Below are 18,363 nucleotides of genomic sequence, written 5' to 3'. Positions count from 1 at the left end.
CGCGACGTCGGTCCTCGCTCTGGCGAGGCCGGCCGTACAGCGCGTTGCGGACCGGGCTTCGCCGGTCCGAAACGGCGCGGTCGTGGCCGCGCCTACGCGCTGTAGTACATATCGAACTCGACCGGGCTCGGCGTCATCTCCCAGCGGGCGACCTCCTCGCGCTTGAGCTCGATATAGGCTTCGATCTGGTCCTTCGAGAACACGTCGCCCTTCAGCAGGAAGTCCATGTCGGCCTCCAGGCTGTCGAGCGCCTCGCGGAGCGAGCCGCACACGGTCGGCACGTTGGCGAGCTCCGCCGGCGGCAGGTCGTAGAGGTTCTTGTCCATCGCCTCGCCTGGATGGAGGCGGTTCTGGATGCCGTCGAGGCCCGCCATCATCAGCGCCGCATAGGCGAGATAGGGGTTGGCCATCGCATCGGGGAAACGCACCTCGACGCGCTTCGACTTGGCGCCCGCGCCGTACGGGATGCGGCACGAGGCCGAGCGGTTGCGGCTCGAATAGGCGAGCAGCACCGGCGCCTCGTAACCCGGCACCAGCCGCTTGTAGCTGTTGGTGGTCGGGTTGGTGAAGGCGTTGATCGCCTTGGCGTGCTTGATGACGCCGCCGATGAAATAGAGGCAGGTGTCGGAAAGGCCCGCATAGCCGTTGCCGGCGAACAGCGGCTCCTTGCCCTGCCAGATCGAGAAGTGGGTGTGCATGCCCGAGCCGTTGTCCTCCTTGATCGGCTTGGGCATGAAGGTCGCGGTCTTGCCATAGGCGTGCGCGACCTGGTGCACGACATACTTGTAGATCTGCATCCGGTCGGCGGTGGTGGTGAGCGTGCCGAAGGTCAGGCCGAGCTCGTGCTGCGCCGCCGCCACCTCATGGTGGTGCTTGTCGCAAGGAAGGCCCATCTCGAGCATGGTCGAGACCATCTCGCCGCGGATGTCGACCGCGCTGTCGACCGGCGCGACCGGGAAATAGCCGCCCTTGGCGCGCGGACGATGGGCGAGGTTGCCGCCCTCATATTCGCGGCCGGTGTTGGTCGGCAGCTCGATGTCGTCGATCTTGTAATAGCTGGTGTTGTAGCCGTTCTCGAACCGGACGTCGTCGAACATGAAGAACTCGGCCTCGGGGCCGACGTAGACGGTGTCACCGATGCCGGTGGTCTTGAGATAGGCCTCGGCGCGCTTCGCCGTCGAGCGCGGATCGCGGGCATAGAGCTCGCCGGTCGACGGCTCGACGATGTCGCAGATCAGGATCAGCATCGGCGTCGCCGAGAAGGGATCGACATAAACCGCGTCGAGATCCGGCTTCAGGATCATGTCCGACTCGTTGATCGCCTTCCACCCCGCGATCGAGGAGCCGTCGAACATCAGGCCGTCGGTCAGCTCGTCCTCGCCGAGCACGGACGAGACCATCGTCAGGTGCTGCCACTTGCCCTTGGGATCGGTGAAGCGGAGGTCGACCCACTCGATCTCCTTCTCCTCGATCATCTTGAGGACGTCACTCGCCGAATTCGCCATGTCTTGCCCTTTGCTCTCTAAAAAATGTGCCGCCGGGATGCGGCAGAATCATGTTGCGCCGCGGCGCACCGTCTTCACAGATTATTGCGTCGCGTCAAATCGCATCCTCATTGCGCTCGCCGGTGCGGATGCGCAGCGCCGTCTCGACCGGGATCACGAAGATCTTGCCGTCGCCGATCCGGCCGGTCTGCGCCGCCGAAGCGATCGCCTCCACCACCCGTTCGGCGAGTCCGTCCTCGACCACCACTTCCAGCTTCACCTTCGGCAGGAAGTCGACGACATATTCGGCACCCCGGTAAAGCTCGGTATGCCCCTTCTGCCGGCCGAAGCCCTTGGCCTCGGTGACGGTGATGCCGGACACGCCAACTTCGTGCAGCGCCTCCTTCACCTCGTCGAGCTTGAACGGCTTGATGATGGCTTCGATCTTCTTCACCGGCTTGGGTTTCCCTGTTGGTCGCTTGTTGAGAGCGGCCCCATACTCCCTGATCGCGCGGCTTGCAGCAAGCGTGCCATTCGCAAATGCGGCGGAAATCCTCGCGCCGTTGCACCGCCGCATCGCTAATGGGCTTCGATCGTTGCCCAGCAATTGGGCAGCAGGTGCTCCGTTGCCCAATTGGGCGGCAGGGAAGGAGAGACGGACGGATGCGTGACGTTCCCGCGGATTGGCTGGCCCCGCCCGATCTCTCGGCGGCCGCCAAGGTCCAGCGCGAGATCGCGGCGGCGGGGGAGACCGCCGACCGGGTGGGACCGGTCCGCATGGTCGCGGGCGTGGATACCTCGATGCGCTGGCGCGACGTGCGCGGGCCGATCCATGCGGCGGTCGCCCCGCTGCCCTGGCCGCCGGGCGAGCCGCTGCCGGCGGCGAGCGTGACGATGGTGCCGCGGATTCCCTATGTTCCCGGCTATCTCGGTTTCCGCGAGACGCCGGCGATCGTCGCGGCGCTGCGACGGCTCGGCGCGATGCCCGACCTGATCCTGGTCGACGGACACGGCCGCGCGCATCCACGGCGTTGCGGAATCGCGACCCATCTCGGTGTCGTCGCCGACGTGCCGACGATCGGCTGCGCGAAGACATTGCTGTGCGGCCGCGTCGAAGGCGAGCTGGGGCCGGCGCCAGGCGACCGCGCGCCGCTGGTCGACCGCGGTGAGATGGTGGGCGTGGCGCTCCGCACGCGCCCTCGCGCGCAGCCGATCTACGTCAGCATCGGCCACCGCGTGTCGCTCGAGACCGCGGTCGCCTGGGTGCTGAAGCTGTGCGACGGACGCCGGCTGCCCCTGCCGATCCGGCTGGCGCACGATGCCGCCAACGCGACCCGGCGTGCGGCAGAAGTTCAGGCGTAGGGCGGCTTGTCGAACCCGCGAGGCGACAGCGTGAAGATCTCGCAGCCGTCCTCGGTGATGCCGATTGAATGCTCGAACTGCGCCGACAGCGAACGGTCGCGGGTCACGGCGGTCCAGCCGTCGTCGAGCAGCTTCACGTCGGGCTTGCCGATGTTGATCATCGGCTCGATCGTGAAGAACATGCCGGGGCGCAGCTCAGGCCCGGTGCCGGGGCGGCCGACGTGCACCACCTCGGGCGCGTCGTGGAACAGGCGGCCCAGGCCATGGCCGCAGAAGTCGCGGACCACGCCGAAACGGTGCTTCTCGGCATGTTTCTGGATCGCATAGCCGATGTCGCCGAGGTGATTGCCGGGCTTCGCCTGCTCGATGCCGAGCATCAGGCATTCATAGGTGACCTCGACCAGCCGCTTCGCCTTCAGGGGCACGTCGCCGATCAGGTACATGCGGCTCGAATCGCCGTGCCAGCCGTCGAGGATCGGGGTCACGTCGACGTTGACGATGTCGCCGTCCTTGAGGATGCGGTCGCCCGGGATGCCGTGGCAGACGACATGGTTGATCGAGATGCAGCTCGAATGGGTGTAGCCGCGATAGCCGAGCGTCGCCGGGATGCCGCCCGCCGCCTCGACCGTCCTGTGGACGATATCGTCGATCTCGGCGGTGGTGACGCCGGGCACCATGTGCGGCACGACCGCGTCGAGCACCTCTGCGGCGAGCCGGCCGGCGCGGCGCATGCCCTCGAAATCCTCGGGGCGATGGAGGCGGATCGCGCCCGTGCGCGTCAGCGGGGCGTCGGCGGTCACATATTCGGTCATCGCCGCCATATAGCGAGGGACACGCGGTTTCGCTATGGGGCGGAGCCATGAGCGAGAGGATCTGGACGGCCGCGCTGGCGGTGATCGGTGACGAGATCCTCTCGGGCCGCACCCAGGACAGGAACGTCGCGCAGATCGCGACCTGGCTCAACGTCCAGGGCATCCGCCTCGCCGAGGTCAGGATCGTGCCCGACGTCGAGGAGGCGATCGTCGAGGCGGTGAACCAGCTCCGCGCCCGCAACGACTATCTCTTCACCACCGGCGGCATCGGGCCGACGCACGACGACATCACCGTCGACGCGGTGGCGAAGGCGCTGGGCGTCGAGGTGGTCTACCATCCCGAGGCGCTGGCGGTGCTGGAGCGCTACTATGAGACCCGCGGCGGCCTCACCGAGGCGCGGATGCGGATGGCGCGGGTGCCGGCGGGCGCCGATCTGATCCCCAACCGCATGTCCGGCGCGCCGGGCATCCGCATCGGCAAGCTGTTCGTCATGGCGGGCGTGCCGCATATCACCGCCGGGATGCTCGATGCGCTGACGGGGCAGCTCGAAGGCGGCCGGCCGGTGCTCTCGGCGACGATCGGCTGCTGGGTACCCGAAAGCGAGGTCGCCGACCTGCTGCGCGAAGCCGAGCGCAGCCACGAGGGCATCGCGATCGGCAGCTATCCCTTTTTCCGCGATGGCCGGACAGGCGCCAATTTCGTGGTCCGCGGAACCGAGCAGGCGCTGGTCGACGCCTGCATGGCCGATCTCACCGCGGCGCTGGAGGCGGCGGGGCGCGAGGTCGTCAGCGGGGGAATATAGGGCGTTCCCGCGGCAAGACCTTAACGCGAAATCAACCACGTCCGGTCATGCAGCCTCCATGGCATTGCGCATGTTCCAATCCGTCCCGGCAAAGGAGCCCGCACGGCGATGGTCCCTGGCACCGTCCGAGGCGATGCCCGCCCTCGCAATAGCGGGGTTCATGGCATCGATACTCGCCACCGGCCTCGGTACCGGCGCGATCGGCTATGACCACCGCAGTCTCGATCCCGTGTTTCTGACGTTTGCCGGATTGTGGGGGATCGGCGTCGTACTGCGCCGACTGGGCGCGCGCCGTATCGGCGGTTTCATTCAACTCGCCGTCCTCCTGATCGCCGTTGGGACGCTCACCTCGCTGGCATCGGCTCTGCTCGCTACCAGTGCCCGACCCTATATGGACGGGTGGCTGGCGGCCTTTGACCGGCAGATGCTGCCGGGCTTCGACTGGCCGCGCACCATCGTCGCAATCCAGGAATACCGGTCCAGCCTGCTCGCGCTGACCTATGCCTATACCTCGCTCGGCTGGCAGCCTTTGGCGCTGGTTGCGATCGCGAGCGCAATGGGCCGGGAGCAGCTCGGGTGGCGTTTCTTGACTGCTTGGTCGCTCACGCTGCTCGTCTGCCTGTTGATCTTCCCATGGTTTCCGGCCCGCGGCGCCTATGTCCATCACGGGATAGTACCGGAGCAGGTTCCCGCGATCAGGGTGCTGGCAGCCTGGAAATTTCTGCCGCTGATCGAAGGGTTGCGGGACGGGACCATCCGCGCGCTCAGTACCGAAACTCTTGGCGGCATCATCACCATGCCGAGCTTTCATGCAGGCGGCGCGGTGGTGCTGGCCTGGGGATTTGCCCAGCTTCGCTATCTGCGCTGGCCGTTCCTCACGCTGAACCTGGCCATGTTTGTGGCCGCGGTTCCGATGGGCGGACATTACATCATTGATCTGATGGCAGGTGCAGCGATCGCGGGCGCGGCAATCCTGGCAGCATATTGTCTACATCAGAAAACCGCCGGCCACACTCCAGCGCTCCGGGAGACAGCATAGTGCGGGCGCTAACGCGGCGCCTCGCCCATCGAAGCGATGCCTCGTATTTGCGTCATCATTCTCGAGCCGCAACCAATCGCGCAGCGCCGGCGTTTCGTCAAAGTGGACTGCTGCGCCATCGTCACCGGGGGAGAGTCAGGGATAGGAAGAGCGTGTGCGCTGGCGCTGGGCGCGCGGCGCTCGAATGTTGCGATAACCTATTTCGGGGATGAGACCGCGGGCGCGGCGGTCGCAGGCGAGATCGAGCGCAGCGGTGGCCGGTCCATCGCCTGCCGGACCGACGTTGCTGACGAGGCGGCGGTCGACGCTCTGTTTGCAGCAGCCGAGAGAGCATTCGGGCCGGTGCGTCTGCTGGTCAATTCCGCCGGCCTCAACATGAGCGACACGCCGATCGCCGACATGAGCTTGGCCCAGTTTGACCGCGTGCTACGCGCCGACCTCTATGGTCCCTTCCTCACCTGCCGGCGCTTCGTTCGCGGGCTCGAAAGCAAGCAGGGTGGTGGGAGAATCGTCAATATTTCCTCGATCCACGAGCGCGCGCCTCGCTCTGGCGGGGTTGAGTACGACAGCGCGAAGGGAGGGCTGGCGCAGCTGACCGCGACACTCGCGCTCGAGCTGGCGCCGCAGCGTATCGCGGTGAACGCCGTTGCGCCCGGCATGATCTTGACGTCGATGAATCAGTCCGCGCTCGACGATCCCGACGAGCTGCGCCGCAAAGAGGCAGCGATCCCTTGGGGCCGCGCGGGGACGGCCGAGGAGGTCGCCGAGCTCGTCCTGTTTCTGCTGTCGGAGAAGGCCGACTATATCACGGGCGCGACAGTGACCATCGACGGTGCCCTGTCGCTGACGGTGGCGCAAGGGGCATGAAATTGGCCAAGAAGACGGCGCTCGATTTCGCAGTCGAGCAGATCGATGTGGTCCAGCTCGACATCGCCGAGCGCCCCGATGGTCTGCTCGCAGCGCACGACTTGATGAGCCCCTATGTGTGGGAGGCCGAAGGCCGCATGCGATTGCTAGTGAGGGTGCTGAAGAATCCACTCGGCCCCGGCGATCCGACCGGGATCATCTATGCCGGTGAGTCTGCCGATGGATTGTTCTTCAGGACGGAACCCACTCCGGCGATCGTCCCTGGCCCCGATGACGTCGACGCTGGCGGGGTGGAGGATCCCACCGTGGTGATCGGAGACGAGCCGCACCTGCTGGTATTCTACACCGGGGTGGACGGCAAGCGGGACCAGGGTTCGCTGCTTGTCGCCACCGGACCTGACCTAACCCATCTGACTAAGGACAAAGTCCTGCTCAAGGCGCGAGCAGGCGAAGGCAACATCAAGGAAGCGACGGTGGCGCAGGGGACTGACGGCCGCTATCGGATATTCTACGAATATGCGAAGGACAACGCCTCGCGGATCGGCCTTGCGGTTGCGGATAATCTCACTGGCCCATGGGAAGCGGTCGAGGACCTCTTTACGGTTCGGCCCCGTCTTTGGGACACTTGGCACCTTTCGACCGGGCCGATCCTTTCCCGCCCGGGCGAGCCACCGGTGATGTTTTACAACGGTGCTACCGCCGATGCGCGCTGGCGTATCGGCTGGATCGCTTTCGATGAGAACTTCACGAGAGTCCTCGACCGCTGCATCGAACCGCTTTTGGTACCGCCACCGCCGAAGCAACGCGCCGGGACTGACATTGCCTTTGCCGCCTCACTTCTTGATCGGTCGCCGGACATCTTTCTCTACTACTCGCTCGAGGACCGACTTCTCCGTCGCGCGCTCGTGCGGAGGCTCAGCGGACTGAACTGACCTTTGGTCGAACTTCACCCCCGAATAACCCGGTGCCTCTGCTCAGGCGCCTGCCAGCGCGGTGACCTAGCTCCGGCCGGAGCCACACTAGAAGGTTTGGAAGCAAGCAATACGGGTCGCCCGCCGCGTCATCGCCGTCTCATGGCGCCAGCTCGGAGGGCTGCAACAGCAGTGCTGTGCTCACCGAATTATGGCCGCAGGAATTCCGTAGGCGGCGACAGCTGCGCCGGTACAGAATATCTTTACATGATGCGCCTAGGGGCCTTTCCGGCTTTGCGGGAGGGTGATGGTCGTGCGTCGTGTCCTTGTCGTTGGATGCAATCTCGTTGTGGCGCTGTCTGCCGTTGCGGTGGGGGCTCAGCCGCTGCGTGATACCCATGTCCGCGGCCGATTGATCGTCGGTGCGACCGTGGTCTCGCCGTGTCGTATCGAACCTGTCGGGAACGGGCAGCACCCCATGCCGTCGGCAGCGGTCTCGTGCCCGCAGGCACAGCGTCCCGAGGTGAGATTGGTCGAGCCCGAGACTTCGGTCCAGCAGGGGCAGAATACCGACCCGGATACGGAGCTTCGGCGCGGCAATCAGTCCGTTCTGGAAGTAAACTTCTAAATCCAACCGTTTGGCGGCGCTAAGAAAAGTAATAATATTATGATTGCGGAATAGCGGCGGAACGTGCTGCGATGTCGGTGAATCGCAGCTTCTGGAGTTGCTCTGGTAAGCCGAACCGCAGACAATTTGCCTGCAAGGGGGGCGTCGTAAGCAAGTGGGAGAACCACATGACTTGGCGCACCCTTCTCACCCTGTTGGGCTCGACCGTCGCGAGCCTGCTGATCGTTAGCCCCGCCCGGGCGCAGACGGCGACGACTACCTTTCCCGTAACCGCGACCGTGCAGACCGCCTGCGCGGTGACCGCCAATCCGCTGGCGTTCGGCAACTACAGCCCGACCGCCGCCACCGCGCTCGACGCCACCACGACCTTGTCGGTGCTCTGCACCGTCGGAACGTCGTTCACCGTCGGACTCAATGCCGGCACTGCGACGGGCGCGACGGTCACGACTCGGCGGATGACGAACGGCGCGAACACATTGAGTTACGCGCTCTATCGTGAGGCGGCGCGGACCAACAACTGGGGCAACACGCCGGGAACCGACACGCCGCCGCCCACGACCGCCGGGGCGCTGCCGACGACGCTCACCGTCTACGGGCGCGTCCCAGCCGGCCAGAATGTTCCGGCCGGCGGATACACTGACACGATCACGGTCACGGTGAACTACTAGGCCAGCCCGTGCGCACGGCGTGGCGCTTCGGCGCGGCATTGGTCGCGGCAACGCTTGTTCCGTTCGTCGGCTATGCCGCGGCGCTCAAGGTGTTTCCGGTCCGGATCGTCCTGACCCCGGCCCAGCCGGTCCAGACGATGACGATCGAGAACGACAGCGACGAGCCGTCGCGGGTCCAGCTGCGCGTCTATGCCTGGCGGCAGGACCAGGGCGAGGATGTCTTCGAGGAGACGCGCGACGTCCTCGCCAATCCCGCTCTGTTCGAGGTGGCGCCCGGCGGAACGCAGATCGCGCGGTTCGGGCTGCGCACGGCGCCGGGCGCGACCGAAAAGACCTATCGCGTCTTCCTGGAGGAGGTGCCGACCGAACGCCCCTCGCGTCCGGGCGAGGTGCGCACCTTGCTGAGGATCAGCATCCCGATCTTCGTGCCGCCGCCGCAGCAGACTCCGATGCAGCTGGTGTGGCGCGCCGTGCCGGCCGGGCCGGGGCAGGTGCAGCTGCTCGTTCGCAACGAGGGCGCTGCCCACGTCCAGATCAACCGGCTGGCGCTGCACCGGCCGGGCGGCGCCGCGCTGGGGGCCAGGGACGTGTCCCTCTATCTCCTGCCGGGTACGGCGAAGGCGGTGATGCTGGACAGTGCCGCGCCGGTCGTTGCCGGTCAGGCGCTCAGGCTCGACGCAATGACCGACCAGAAGGACGTGTCGGTCGATCTGGTCACCGAGGCGGCCGGCCGTGATGCCGGGCGCCCTTAGCGCGGCGATGGGCGCGCTTTGCCTGATCGCCGGCCCGCTGGCCGCCGGCGCGCAACCGAGCGGCTCCGATCAGCCGCAGCGGGCGGATTCCGCAAGCAAGGCGGAGCTGATGCTCGTCGAGGTCTCAATCAACGGCGTTCCCCGCGACGGCGAATATGTCGTGGCCCGGCGGGGGGAGCGTTTCTGGGTCCGTCCCGAGGATCTCGATCGCTGGCGCATGCGCCGCCCTGAGCTCGCGCCGGAGACGATCGAGGACGAACGGCTCGTGCCGTTATCGGCTTTCCCCGACGTGACGGTGCGGTTCGACGCCGCGCGGCAGCGCCTCGACCTCATTGTTCCGTCGGCACGCTTCCTGCCCCAGCAGCTGTTGCCCGCCTCCGGACGAACCGGCCCGACTCCAGCGACGTTCGCGGCCTTCCTGAACTATGATCTGTCGTTCCAATATGACGACCGCCTGACCGGTACCGCCTTTCTCGAGGGCGGTGTCTCGGACGATTGGGGGCTGGTCTCGAGCACCATGACGGTCGGGCGGAACGGCGGCGCCGGCACGGTCACCCGCCTGGATACCTTCTACCTGCGCGATTTCCCCGATGCACTCACGCGCCTGGTCGTCGGCGACACGGTGACGGATGCCAGGGATTGGTCGCGGCAGGTCCGGTTCGGCGGTGTCCGGCTCGGCACCGAATTCGCGCTGCAGCCGGAGCTGGTCACCTTTCCCGTGCCCGATTTCGGCGGGCGCGCCGCCGTGCCATCGAACGTCGAGCTGCTGGTCAACGACGCCGTTCGTTACCAGGCCCAGGTCGACCAGGGACCGTTCTCGATCATCCAGGCACCGGTCGTGACCGGCGCCGGCGACGTGACCCTGGTGGTGCGCGACGCGCTCGGCGTCGAGCGGCGGGTCAGGACCTCCTATTACGTCAGCTCCCGCCTCCTGCGGCGCGGGCTCTCGGCCTGGTCGCTCGAGGGCGGCGTCGAGCGACGCGACTACGGCATCCGCAGCTTCCGCTACCATAATCCCTTTGCCGCGGGGAGCTACCGCTACGGCCTCACCGACTGGCTGACCGTCGAGGGTCGGGCAGAGGTGGGCGGGGAGGTGCAGATGGCCGGAGCGGGCGCGAACCTCATCGTACCGGACATCGGCGAGATCGGCGTCGCCGGCGCCGTCTCCCGCGGCGACGACGGCGAGGGAGCGCTCTACCGCATCTTCTTCAGCCGCATCTCGCCCGATTGGAACATCGGGGTCAGCTACCAGCGCGCCTCGCGCCATTTCGACCAGCTCGGGATCGACCGCGACGAGGATCGGATCACCGAGCAGCTCCAGGCATCGGCGGGCGTGTCGCTGGGACGCGGTGGCAGCATCGCCGTTTCCTGGACCGACCTGACCTATGCCGCCGGAGACCGGACGCGGCTCGCGTCGGCCAACTACAGCGTCTCGCTCGGCGACAAGGCCTATCTCAATCTGTTCGCGCTGAGGACCAAGGTCGAGGATGCCGGTTGGGAGACGACGGCGGGGATCGGGCTGACCATACCGTTGGGATCGCGCTCCAGCGCCTATGCGCAGGCCGACAGCCGCAACGTGCTCGCCGAGCTGCGCCAGACCACGCCGACCGAGGGTGGCTGGGGCTATCGGCTGGCGGCGAGCACGGGGGAGGCCGATTATCAGCAGGCCGAGCTGCGCTGGCGCGGCGACGTCGGTGAGGTCAGCGTGGAGGCGGCGCGGTTCGACGGCCGCGAGGGGCTGCGGGCGATCGCGAGCGGCGGCCTGCTGATCGCCGGCGACCGCGCCTATGCGACGCGGCGCGTCGAGGGCGGGCTAGGCGTCGTTGAGGTGCCGGGTCAGCCGGACGTGCGGATCTATCAGGAGAACCGGCTTGTTACTCGCACCGACAAACAGGGCCGGGCGATCATCCCGGACCTGCGCGCCTATGAGGAGAATCGCATCTCGCTCGCGCCGTCGGACCTGCCGCTCGACGTCCGTATGCCGAGCGATACGATGATCGTGGTGCCGCGCTTCCGCGGCGCGGCGCAGGCCCGCTTCGCGGTCGAGCGGGACCGCCCCGCCACGATCGTCGTGACGATGCCCGACGGCAGTCCCGCCGAAACCGGTGCCAATGTGCGGACCAGCACCGGCGAGAGTGCCTTCGTCGGCTATGGCGGCGAGATTTTCGTCCGCGAGCTGCAGCCGGGCATGAGCCTCGAGGTCGAAACCGGCAGAGGTCCCTGCCGTGTCGTCGTCCCGGACCGTCCGGCCGGAGAGACGCTGCCGCGGATCGGGCCGCTACGGTGCCAGTGAGAGGATTTCCGATGATGACCGCCAATCGGTTCGGCGTTCTCCTGGGCGTGTTGCTGGCGTCCTATCTTCTCTGGCCATCCGAGGCGCGGGCGGCCTGCAATCCGCTCTCGTTTTGCAGCTGCACCGTCACCGCCACGGGCGTGAGTTTCGGCACCTACAATCCCATTTCCTCGTCCGCCAACGATGCGACCGGATCGGTCAGGGTACGCTGCACGCTGCTCGTGGCGCTGGCCGGATCGTTCACCGTCGATCTCAGCACCGGTTCGTCCAACAGCTATGCCGGCCGGACGCTGCGGAACGGCACGACCAACCTCGGCTACAATCTCTATACCACGGCAGCGCGCAATCAGATCTGGGGCAATGGAACGGGCGGCACGGTGAATGTCGTGCGAAGCTTCACTGCGCTGCTGGCGGTCGACCAGACGATCACGGTCTATGGCAGGATCCCGGCCGGGCAGAACGTCCGTTCGGGCGCCTATAGCGATACCATTGTCGTCACGGTGACGTACTGATCGAACCGAGCGAAAGCTGAGCCCAACTAGTGGCGAAAGGCGCTTTGTTGGGCCAGCCATCCTGTGACCAATCACGGGGTGAGGTGCCGCCTGGCTGCAGAATTTCATCGATTGCCCGAGCTGGCTCGATCCGTTGTAAAGTACATGCTGCAAACACGCGTGTAAGTAAGTAGATTTCTTAGATAAAATGCGACGGACCGTTTTCGCGTTAACCATTTGTTAACCATTTTGGCGGACCGTCATGAGGATAGCTAGCGATCGATTGCGGCTGTGAATCCCGCGGCTCAAAAGGTGCATGCTGGGTGCCCTTCGGCGTCCCTGTGTCGCGCACCCGTCCGGATTTCGCAGCATGTGAGGGCGCGGCAGCATCTGAGGATGGACTCCCGGCACCGTAGGCCGCGGTAACGGCTAGCCATCTTCCGTCGGGGGCAATGGCGACCTCATTCGCTTCAAGGACTGGCGACGATCATGGCGTCGAAGCGCCGTCTATCGTCGGCTCACGGTAAACGGCGCTGGGCATGATCCGCCGCCATGGAAGGAGGGGCTGAACGAAGCGGCAGGAGCTGCCGCGTGACAATAGGGGACGTGCAATGCGTATCGTTTCTCTACGCTCGCTTGCGGGCATTATCCTGGCTTGTGCACTTGCGGCCTGTTCAAGCGGAACAGGTCCATCCACGACGGAAACCGAAGGCAGGGTGATCGTGGCGGAGGCCGGGCCAAGCGCCGCGACGGGCGCTCTCCCTGCGGCCAGCATCAACACCGCGAGGTCGGGTCAAGCCGGCGCCGCATTCACGCCGCCGCTGCCGAGCCCTTGGACGACGGCTCTCGGCACCAGCAATCCCAGTGCGCTCTTTCCCGCGACCGCCGGGCTCAGCACGACCGGGATCGGTGCAAATGGTTCGAGCGGCAGCACGGGCGGCGCCCGGACGCTGCTGGCCAGTGCAGTCACGCCGCTCGCCGCGGGCACGGCGCCTGCCGAGTTCGCCGATTTCGACTTCGCGAACGGTACCCGGTATCCGGAGCAGGCCACGGCGTCGGTCGGCCCAGCCTTCTACCAGCCGGGGGCGAGTGTCGCCTATGTCCCCATCTCGCTCGATCGACCGACGCCAAACACCGTCATCGCCCGCGTGATGACCGAGGATGGCACCGGCCCCGTCAGGGGTATTGCGGGGACCAATTATCAGAGCATCTACAAATCGGTGATCTTCCGCCCGGGCGATCCCCTGACGAAGACGGTCGAGGTCCCGATCATTCTCGGCATCCCTCAGGCCGATTTCATCGTGCGCTTCGTCGAGGCGCCATGGGGCGGCAAGATGGGAACCGACCGCGCGGCCGTGCAGTGCGACATCTATCATGAGCCGACCGCGGAACAGGTCGCGGGCCGCGCGCCGCGCACCTTCCAGCCGTCGGGCACCCTTCAGTGGAAGATGAGCCGCGAGACCATGAAATGGTCGGACGCGGGGCATGACAAGGCCTGGTCCACGCAGCTTCCCAACGGCCGCTCGCAGCCGGGCAATCAGGAGACCGGCATCTATCTCGATGGCTGGGTCTATCGCGACTACGGCATCGAGGCGCCGCTTCGCTACACCGATGACGGCCTGATCATGCACACCCAGAAGCTCAAGGAGCCGATCTCCTGGAACGGCGTCCCCTACGACTATGGCGCGATCGTCCTGAGCGGTCACAACACGCGACCCCTGCAGATCGGCTATGGCCAGTATGAGTTCACCGCCAAGATGCCGACGCGGCGCGGCTCCTGGCCGGCCTTCTGGCTGATCTCGACCGCAGGCTGGCCTCCGGAGATCGACATCTACGAAGGTTTCGGCTTCGAAAGCTGGTGGGACTTCGACCGCTATACCGCCAATACGCTGCATGGAGGCGCCAACGTCGAACGCACCTTCCAGCAAGGCACGTTCATGAACACCGACGAGATCTACGGCATCGGCGGATTCACCACCGGCTTCCACAGCTTCGCGGTCGATATCCAGCCCGATTACATCACCTGGTTCATCGATGGCAGGGAGACCTACCAGGCGGTGAATCCGTTCGCCGGCTTCCGCTGGTATCCGATCATGGACGTCGCGGTGAAGACAAACGGCGACTATGCCGATGGTTCGGGCGACATGATCGTGAAGGATATCAAGGTCTATTCGAACTGAGGCGTGCGGGAGCGGCGCGATCGCGCCGCTCCCGTCCGTCGTTGAGATTTCAGGCAGCGGGTCGACCGAGAGTCACTTTCGGCAACACGGAGGCAGGGCGTGGCGGCGTGCTTGGCCAGTAGTTCGCCATCGATCGAGCACGCCCCAAAAACCAGGCTCTCGTCCGCCAGACTAATCGAATCGCTCATTGTTCTGTGTGCCACCGTACGGAATATCCGCCCCGATCTGGTTTGACGTGCGGAGTAAGGGCGATGGTGGGTTCGGTCGGCAGCGCAGGCGCTGGAATCCTCCTGTCGAAGGATGCGCCGCCCGCGCCAGCCGGCGACAGCAGATCGCAGCAGCGCGAGCCGATCGTTTGTCTTTTCAAGAGGAACTGACGGCTATTGAGAGCAGCAATGTGATCGCTCCTCATCCAAGATTGCCGAAGATTGTCGGCGAGATTCTTTCGCTCGATGCCTTGCTGAAGGATGACGCGCCCGAATCGCGGGAACAGGTAACGCCCCGCATCCGCTCCCGCATCGATTCGATAGTGCTTACCCCTGCAAAGGTCGGCCGAGCATTGATATCGAGATGACTGGCGCCTCGCAAAAATGATTGAGCTGGCTACGGGCGAGCCAATCGACGACCTAGGGATGATAACGCTGGAGCGGGTGAGGGGAATCGAACCCCCGTCGTAAGCTTGGGAAGCTTCTGCTCTACCATTGAGCTACACCCGCAACGCCTTGCCTTCGCCCGGCGGAAGCTGTCCGGCAGTTAGCCTGCGGTTGTTCCGCGCGCAAGCTCGCTGCTGCCGTGAGGCAGAACAACCGATCAATGAGGGCGCGAGCCTGCGTCTCCGTCAGGCTATCGAATGCTCGGCAACTGGCGCTTGACCAGGCTCGACGGCCTTTGCAGATGCCGGATGCCGCCAATGTAGGGAGGAAGAGTGCAGGTGTTCAACTGGATCGCAGGATTATCTCGCTGCTCCAAAGGGAAGCATGAACGTTCCGAGAAACATATTACACCCGCAGCCGACGGCAGCTACGTAAGCATTTGCCGCTATTGTCGGACCCGGATGAAGCGTCGTGCCAAGCGTGATTGGTCCGTGATCTCTCGCGCGGAGTTCGATGCTCTGATCTGATCGGCGCCTGGGGATAGTGGCGCTACTCCACAACTCGGCCGCGGATATCCCCGTCGGTGCGTCGTTTGACGAGTTTGCGCGTTGGCGGATGGCATGAAGACGCTCTGGTTCATCACCAATCCCAATTCCGGCACCGCGACGATCGAGAAATGCGAGGCGCTGGAGGCCGTGTTCCACGAACACGGGCTGGGCCTAGCCGGTCGCACACATTTTCCTGAGGACGACCTGCCGAGTAGCGAATCGCTCGATCGGGCAGGCGTCGACACCGTCGTGCTGTTCGCCGGCGATGGCACGATCAATGCGGCCCTGTGCGCGCTTGCCGAATGGGACGGCGGATTCCTGATCCTGCCTGGTGGCACGATGAACCTGCTGGCCAGGGGACTCCACGACAGCCTCGATCCGGCCGAGATCATCCGTGCCGCGCATGAGCGCGATCGGCGGGTGTCGATCCCCTTCGTCGAGGCGGGACAGCATCGCGCGTTCGTGGGTCTGATCATCGGGCCTGCGGCGTCTTGGTTCCGCGCTCGCGAAGAGGTGCGGCGCGGGCGGCTCGGCGGCGTTTGGCGCGCGGCGCGGGCGGCATGGCGGCGGACGTTCGGGCGCGGAGTTCGCATCGCCGGGGTGCCGGGCCTTCGCGGGCGCTATCAGGCGGTGTTCGTGCGGCCGCACGCGCCGGGGCTGGACGTGCGCGGGGTCGACGCGCGGGACTGGCGGTCGATCGCCGACCTCGGCTGGACCTGGGTGACCGGCGACTGGGTGGAGGCCCGCGCGGTCGACCAGACGCACAGCGATCGGCTGTGCATCGCCGAACCGCGGCCGGTCCTCGCGCTGTTCGACGGCGAGGCGGAGCGGCTGGAGCCGGGCACGGAAATCACCGGCGGCACCACCCGCGACGTATTTCTCGCCACCAAAGCGGCATGATCCGGCTGTTCCACGTCAGCGACGTGCATTTCGGCAGCGAGGACCGGACTGCGCTCGCCTGGTTCGATGCTATGGTCCGCGACGAGGTGCCCGACGCGGTGATCATGACCGGCGACCTCACCATGCGGGCGCGCTCGCGCGAGTTCACCGCGGCGGCGAAATGGCTAGAGAGCCTGGGACGGCCGGTGACGGTCGAGGTCGGCAATCACGATCTGCCCTATTTCAATCTCTTCGCACGCTTCTTCACGCCCTACGGGCGCTATCTCGCGCTCGAGCGGATGATCGAGCGGCCGCTCGATATCCACGGCGTCTCCGTAGTGCCGCTGCGGACGACCGCGCGGTTCCAGTGGCGGCTCAACTGGTCGAAGGGGCATGTCAGCACCCGCGAGCTCCAGAAGGCGCTGGCGCTGGTCGAGGCGGTGCCGGCGGGTAGCGTGGTGCTGCTCGCCTGCCATCATCCGCTGATCGAGGGCGGCACACTCGCCAACGCCCGCACCCGCGGCGGCCGCCGCGCGCTGGCGGCGCTGGCGACGGCCGGGATCGACGCGGTGCTGAGCGGGCATGTCCATGATCCGTTCGATATCCCGCATCAGGTGGGTGGCCGGACGGTGCGGCTGATTGGCGCCGGCACGCTCTCCAGTCGCACGCGCGCGAGTCGGCCGAGCTTCAACGAAGTGCGGATCGACGGGCGCGAGATCGAGGTGATCGCGCGGGTGATGGATGGGCCGGATGTCGAGCTGACGGCTGAGACAGCTGTGACCTAAGCTATCTCCGTCACCCCGGCGAAGGCCGGGGTCCACCATGCAGCGAGCTCCACGGGCGGAAGCTCATGTCCAGTGCTTGCCGGCCGATGGCCCCCGGCCTTCGCCGGGGTGACGGTGGAATGTGGCTCGGCCACGAACGAAAAGGGCGGCCCGTTGCCAGGCCGCCCCTCGCATTCCAAGTGGAAAAGCCGTTAACGCTTCGAGAACTGGAAGCTGCGGCGGGCCTTGGCCTTGCCGTACTTCTTGCGCTCGACGGTGCGGCTGTCGCGGGTCAGGAAGCCGGCCGCCTTGACCGGGCTGCGCAGCGCCGGCTCGTAGCGGGTGATCGCCTGGGCGATGCCGTGCTTGACCGCGCCGGCCTGGCCCGAAAGCCCGCCGCCCTTGACGGTGGCGACGACGTCATACTGGCCCTCGCGCCCGGCGACGCCGAACACCTGGTTGATGACGAGGCGCAGCGTCGGACGCGCGAAATAGACTTCCTGATCGCGGCCGTTGATCGTGATCTTGCCGGTGCCAGGCTTCAGCCACACGCGGGCGACCGCGTCCTTGCGGCGGCCGGTGGCATAGGCGCGACCGAACTTGTCGAGCTCCTGCTGGCGCAGCGGCGTGGTCGGCTGGGTCTGGACCGGCGCGACGGCGACCTCACCGGCCGTGGCCGGAGCGGCGGCCGGCTCCTGGCCGGCGGCGATGGCGCCGAGATCGGCGAGGGACTGGCGATTGTCGGACATTATGCGCCCACCTTGTTCTTGCGGTTCAGCGCCGCGACGTCGAGAACCTCGGGGTTCTGTGCGGCGTGCGGGTGCTCGGCACCCTTGAAGATGCGCAGGTTGCGCATCTGCTGGCGGCCCAGCGGACCGCGCGGGATCATGCGCTCCACGGCCTTCTCCAGGATGCGCTCGGGGAATTTGCCCTCGAGGATCTTGTCGGCGCGGACTTCCTTGAGGCCGCCCGGATAGCCGGTGTGCTTGTAGTAGAGCTTCTGCGTCAGCTTGCGGCCGGTGAACTTCACCTTGTCCGCGTTGATGACGATGACGTTGTCACCGCAATCGACGTGGGGCGTGAAGCTGGTCTTGTGCTTGCCGCGCAGCAGATTGGCGATGATCACCGCGGCGCGGCCGACCACCAGACCGTCGGCATCGATCAGATGCCACTTCTTCTCCACCTCATGCGGCTTGGCCGACTTGGTGGTCTTCATCAGCGCCTTCATGGGCCTTGGACCTCTATCACAGAAAAGCAGCACGCCGCCCCATCGGGAGCGGCGCGGATGC

The 18,363-nt window shown here is 66.1% G+C and carries 17 protein-coding genes and 1 tRNA gene; 12 read left to right on the top strand and 6 right to left on the bottom strand.

Annotated features, from left to right (window positions below):
* Window positions 1–92 precede the first annotated feature (92 nt).
* Together glnA and AC2YHA_RS08265 are read right to left on the bottom strand one after the other, a co-directional pair.
* On the bottom strand, window positions 93–1,505 hold the full coding sequence (gene glnA / locus AC2YHA_RS08270) for a type I glutamate--ammonia ligase (protein WP_487401099.1): 1,413 nt from the start codon (window positions 1,503–1,505) through the stop codon (window positions 93–95).
* A 94-nt stretch (window positions 1,506–1,599) separates the two neighbouring features.
* Window positions 1,600–1,938 carry a P-II family nitrogen regulator gene (locus AC2YHA_RS08265; RefSeq protein ID WP_233785859.1) on the bottom strand — a complete coding sequence of 113 codons (339 nt, stop codon included), beginning with the start codon at window positions 1,936–1,938 and terminating at the stop codon, window positions 1,600–1,602.
* A gap of 209 nt (window positions 1,939–2,147) precedes the next feature.
* Here AC2YHA_RS08265 and AC2YHA_RS08260 point away from each other — a divergent pair, with 209 nt between their 5' ends.
* Window positions 2,148–2,846: an endonuclease V gene (locus AC2YHA_RS08260; protein WP_487401098.1), complete on the top strand. Its 699-nt coding sequence runs from the start codon at window positions 2,148–2,150 to the stop codon at window positions 2,844–2,846.
* On the opposite strand, the gene map is transcribed toward AC2YHA_RS08260, so the two are convergent.
* Window positions 2,837–3,658, bottom strand: coding sequence for a type I methionyl aminopeptidase (gene map, locus AC2YHA_RS08255; protein WP_487401097.1), 822 nt, complete (start codon window positions 3,656–3,658; stop codon window positions 2,837–2,839). The genes AC2YHA_RS08260 and map overlap by 10 nt on opposite strands.
* Window positions 3,659–3,705: 47 nt before the next feature.
* Here map and AC2YHA_RS08250 point away from each other — a divergent pair, with 47 nt between their 5' ends.
* The 9 genes from AC2YHA_RS08250 to AC2YHA_RS08210 all read left to right on the top strand — a co-directional run bounded on the left by AC2YHA_RS08250 (window position 3,706) and on the right by AC2YHA_RS08210 (window position 14,290).
* Window positions 3,706–4,461, top strand: coding sequence for a competence/damage-inducible protein A (locus AC2YHA_RS08250; RefSeq protein ID WP_487401096.1), 756 nt, complete (start codon window positions 3,706–3,708; stop codon window positions 4,459–4,461).
* Between the two features lie 160 nt (window positions 4,462–4,621).
* On the top strand, window positions 4,622–5,500 hold the full coding sequence (locus AC2YHA_RS08245; protein WP_487401095.1) for a phosphatase PAP2 family protein: 879 nt from the start codon (window positions 4,622–4,624) through the stop codon (window positions 5,498–5,500).
* A gap of 36 nt (window positions 5,501–5,536) precedes the next feature.
* On the top strand, window positions 5,537–6,367 hold the full coding sequence (locus AC2YHA_RS08240) for an SDR family NAD(P)-dependent oxidoreductase (RefSeq protein WP_487401094.1): 831 nt from the start codon (window positions 5,537–5,539) through the stop codon (window positions 6,365–6,367).
* Window positions 6,364–7,299, top strand: coding sequence for a glycoside hydrolase family 130 protein (locus tag AC2YHA_RS08235; protein WP_406694034.1), 936 nt, complete (start codon window positions 6,364–6,366; stop codon window positions 7,297–7,299). The genes AC2YHA_RS08240 and AC2YHA_RS08235 overlap by 4 nt, the downstream gene beginning before the upstream one ends.
* A gap of 774 nt (window positions 7,300–8,073) precedes the next feature.
* The gene (locus AC2YHA_RS08230; protein ID WP_233785867.1) at window positions 8,074–8,574 is read left to right on the top strand and encodes a Csu type fimbrial protein; all 501 of its coding nucleotides are present in this window, start codon (window positions 8,074–8,076) and stop codon (window positions 8,572–8,574) included.
* Window positions 8,575–8,582: 8 nt separating this feature from the next.
* Window positions 8,583–9,326 (top strand): fimbrial biogenesis chaperone, encoded by a 744-nt coding sequence (locus AC2YHA_RS08225; RefSeq protein WP_487401093.1) that lies wholly within the window; start codon window positions 8,583–8,585, stop codon window positions 9,324–9,326.
* Window positions 9,310–11,619 carry a fimbria/pilus outer membrane usher protein gene (locus AC2YHA_RS08220; protein WP_487401092.1) on the top strand — a complete coding sequence of 770 codons (2,310 nt, stop codon included), beginning with the start codon at window positions 9,310–9,312 and terminating at the stop codon, window positions 11,617–11,619. The genes AC2YHA_RS08225 and AC2YHA_RS08220 overlap by 17 nt, the downstream gene beginning before the upstream one ends.
* A gap of 11 nt (window positions 11,620–11,630) precedes the next feature.
* The gene (locus AC2YHA_RS08215; RefSeq protein WP_487401091.1) at window positions 11,631–12,131 is read left to right on the top strand and encodes a Csu type fimbrial protein; all 501 of its coding nucleotides are present in this window, start codon (window positions 11,631–11,633) and stop codon (window positions 12,129–12,131) included.
* A gap of 701 nt (window positions 12,132–12,832) precedes the next feature.
* On the top strand, window positions 12,833–14,290 hold the full coding sequence (locus tag AC2YHA_RS08210; RefSeq protein WP_487401090.1) for a family 16 glycosylhydrolase: 1,458 nt from the start codon (window positions 12,833–12,835) through the stop codon (window positions 14,288–14,290).
* A gap of 642 nt (window positions 14,291–14,932) precedes the next feature.
* Here the strand turns inward: AC2YHA_RS08210 and AC2YHA_RS08205 are convergent.
* A tRNA-Gly gene (locus AC2YHA_RS08205) sits at window positions 14,933–15,006 on the bottom strand.
* 497 nt (window positions 15,007–15,503) lie between these two features.
* Here AC2YHA_RS08205 and AC2YHA_RS08200 point away from each other — a divergent pair.
* Window positions 15,504–16,331: a diacylglycerol/lipid kinase family protein gene (locus tag AC2YHA_RS08200; protein ID WP_487401089.1), complete on the top strand. Its 828-nt coding sequence runs from the start codon at window positions 15,504–15,506 to the stop codon at window positions 16,329–16,331.
* Complete coding sequence (locus tag AC2YHA_RS08195) at window positions 16,328–17,095, top strand: metallophosphoesterase family protein (RefSeq protein ID WP_487401088.1); 768 nt, start codon at window positions 16,328–16,330, stop codon at window positions 17,093–17,095. Before AC2YHA_RS08200 ends, AC2YHA_RS08195 begins: the two co-directional genes overlap by 4 nt.
* A gap of 191 nt (window positions 17,096–17,286) precedes the next feature.
* Here AC2YHA_RS08195 and rpsI read toward each other — a convergent pair whose 3' ends face one another.
* Window positions 17,287–17,823 carry a 30S ribosomal protein S9 gene (gene rpsI / locus AC2YHA_RS08190; protein ID WP_233785877.1) on the bottom strand — a complete coding sequence of 179 codons (537 nt, stop codon included), beginning with the start codon at window positions 17,821–17,823 and terminating at the stop codon, window positions 17,287–17,289.
* Window positions 17,823–18,302: a 50S ribosomal protein L13 gene (rplM, locus tag AC2YHA_RS08185; RefSeq protein WP_487401087.1), complete on the bottom strand. Its 480-nt coding sequence runs from the start codon at window positions 18,300–18,302 to the stop codon at window positions 17,823–17,825. Before rplM ends, rpsI begins: the two co-directional genes overlap by 1 nt.
* Window positions 18,303–18,363: the final 61 nt, after the last annotated feature.

Source organism: Sphingomonas sp. SRI_018, from assembly GCF_057586275.1.
This window is presented reverse-complemented; position numbering and strand designations above follow the sequence as displayed.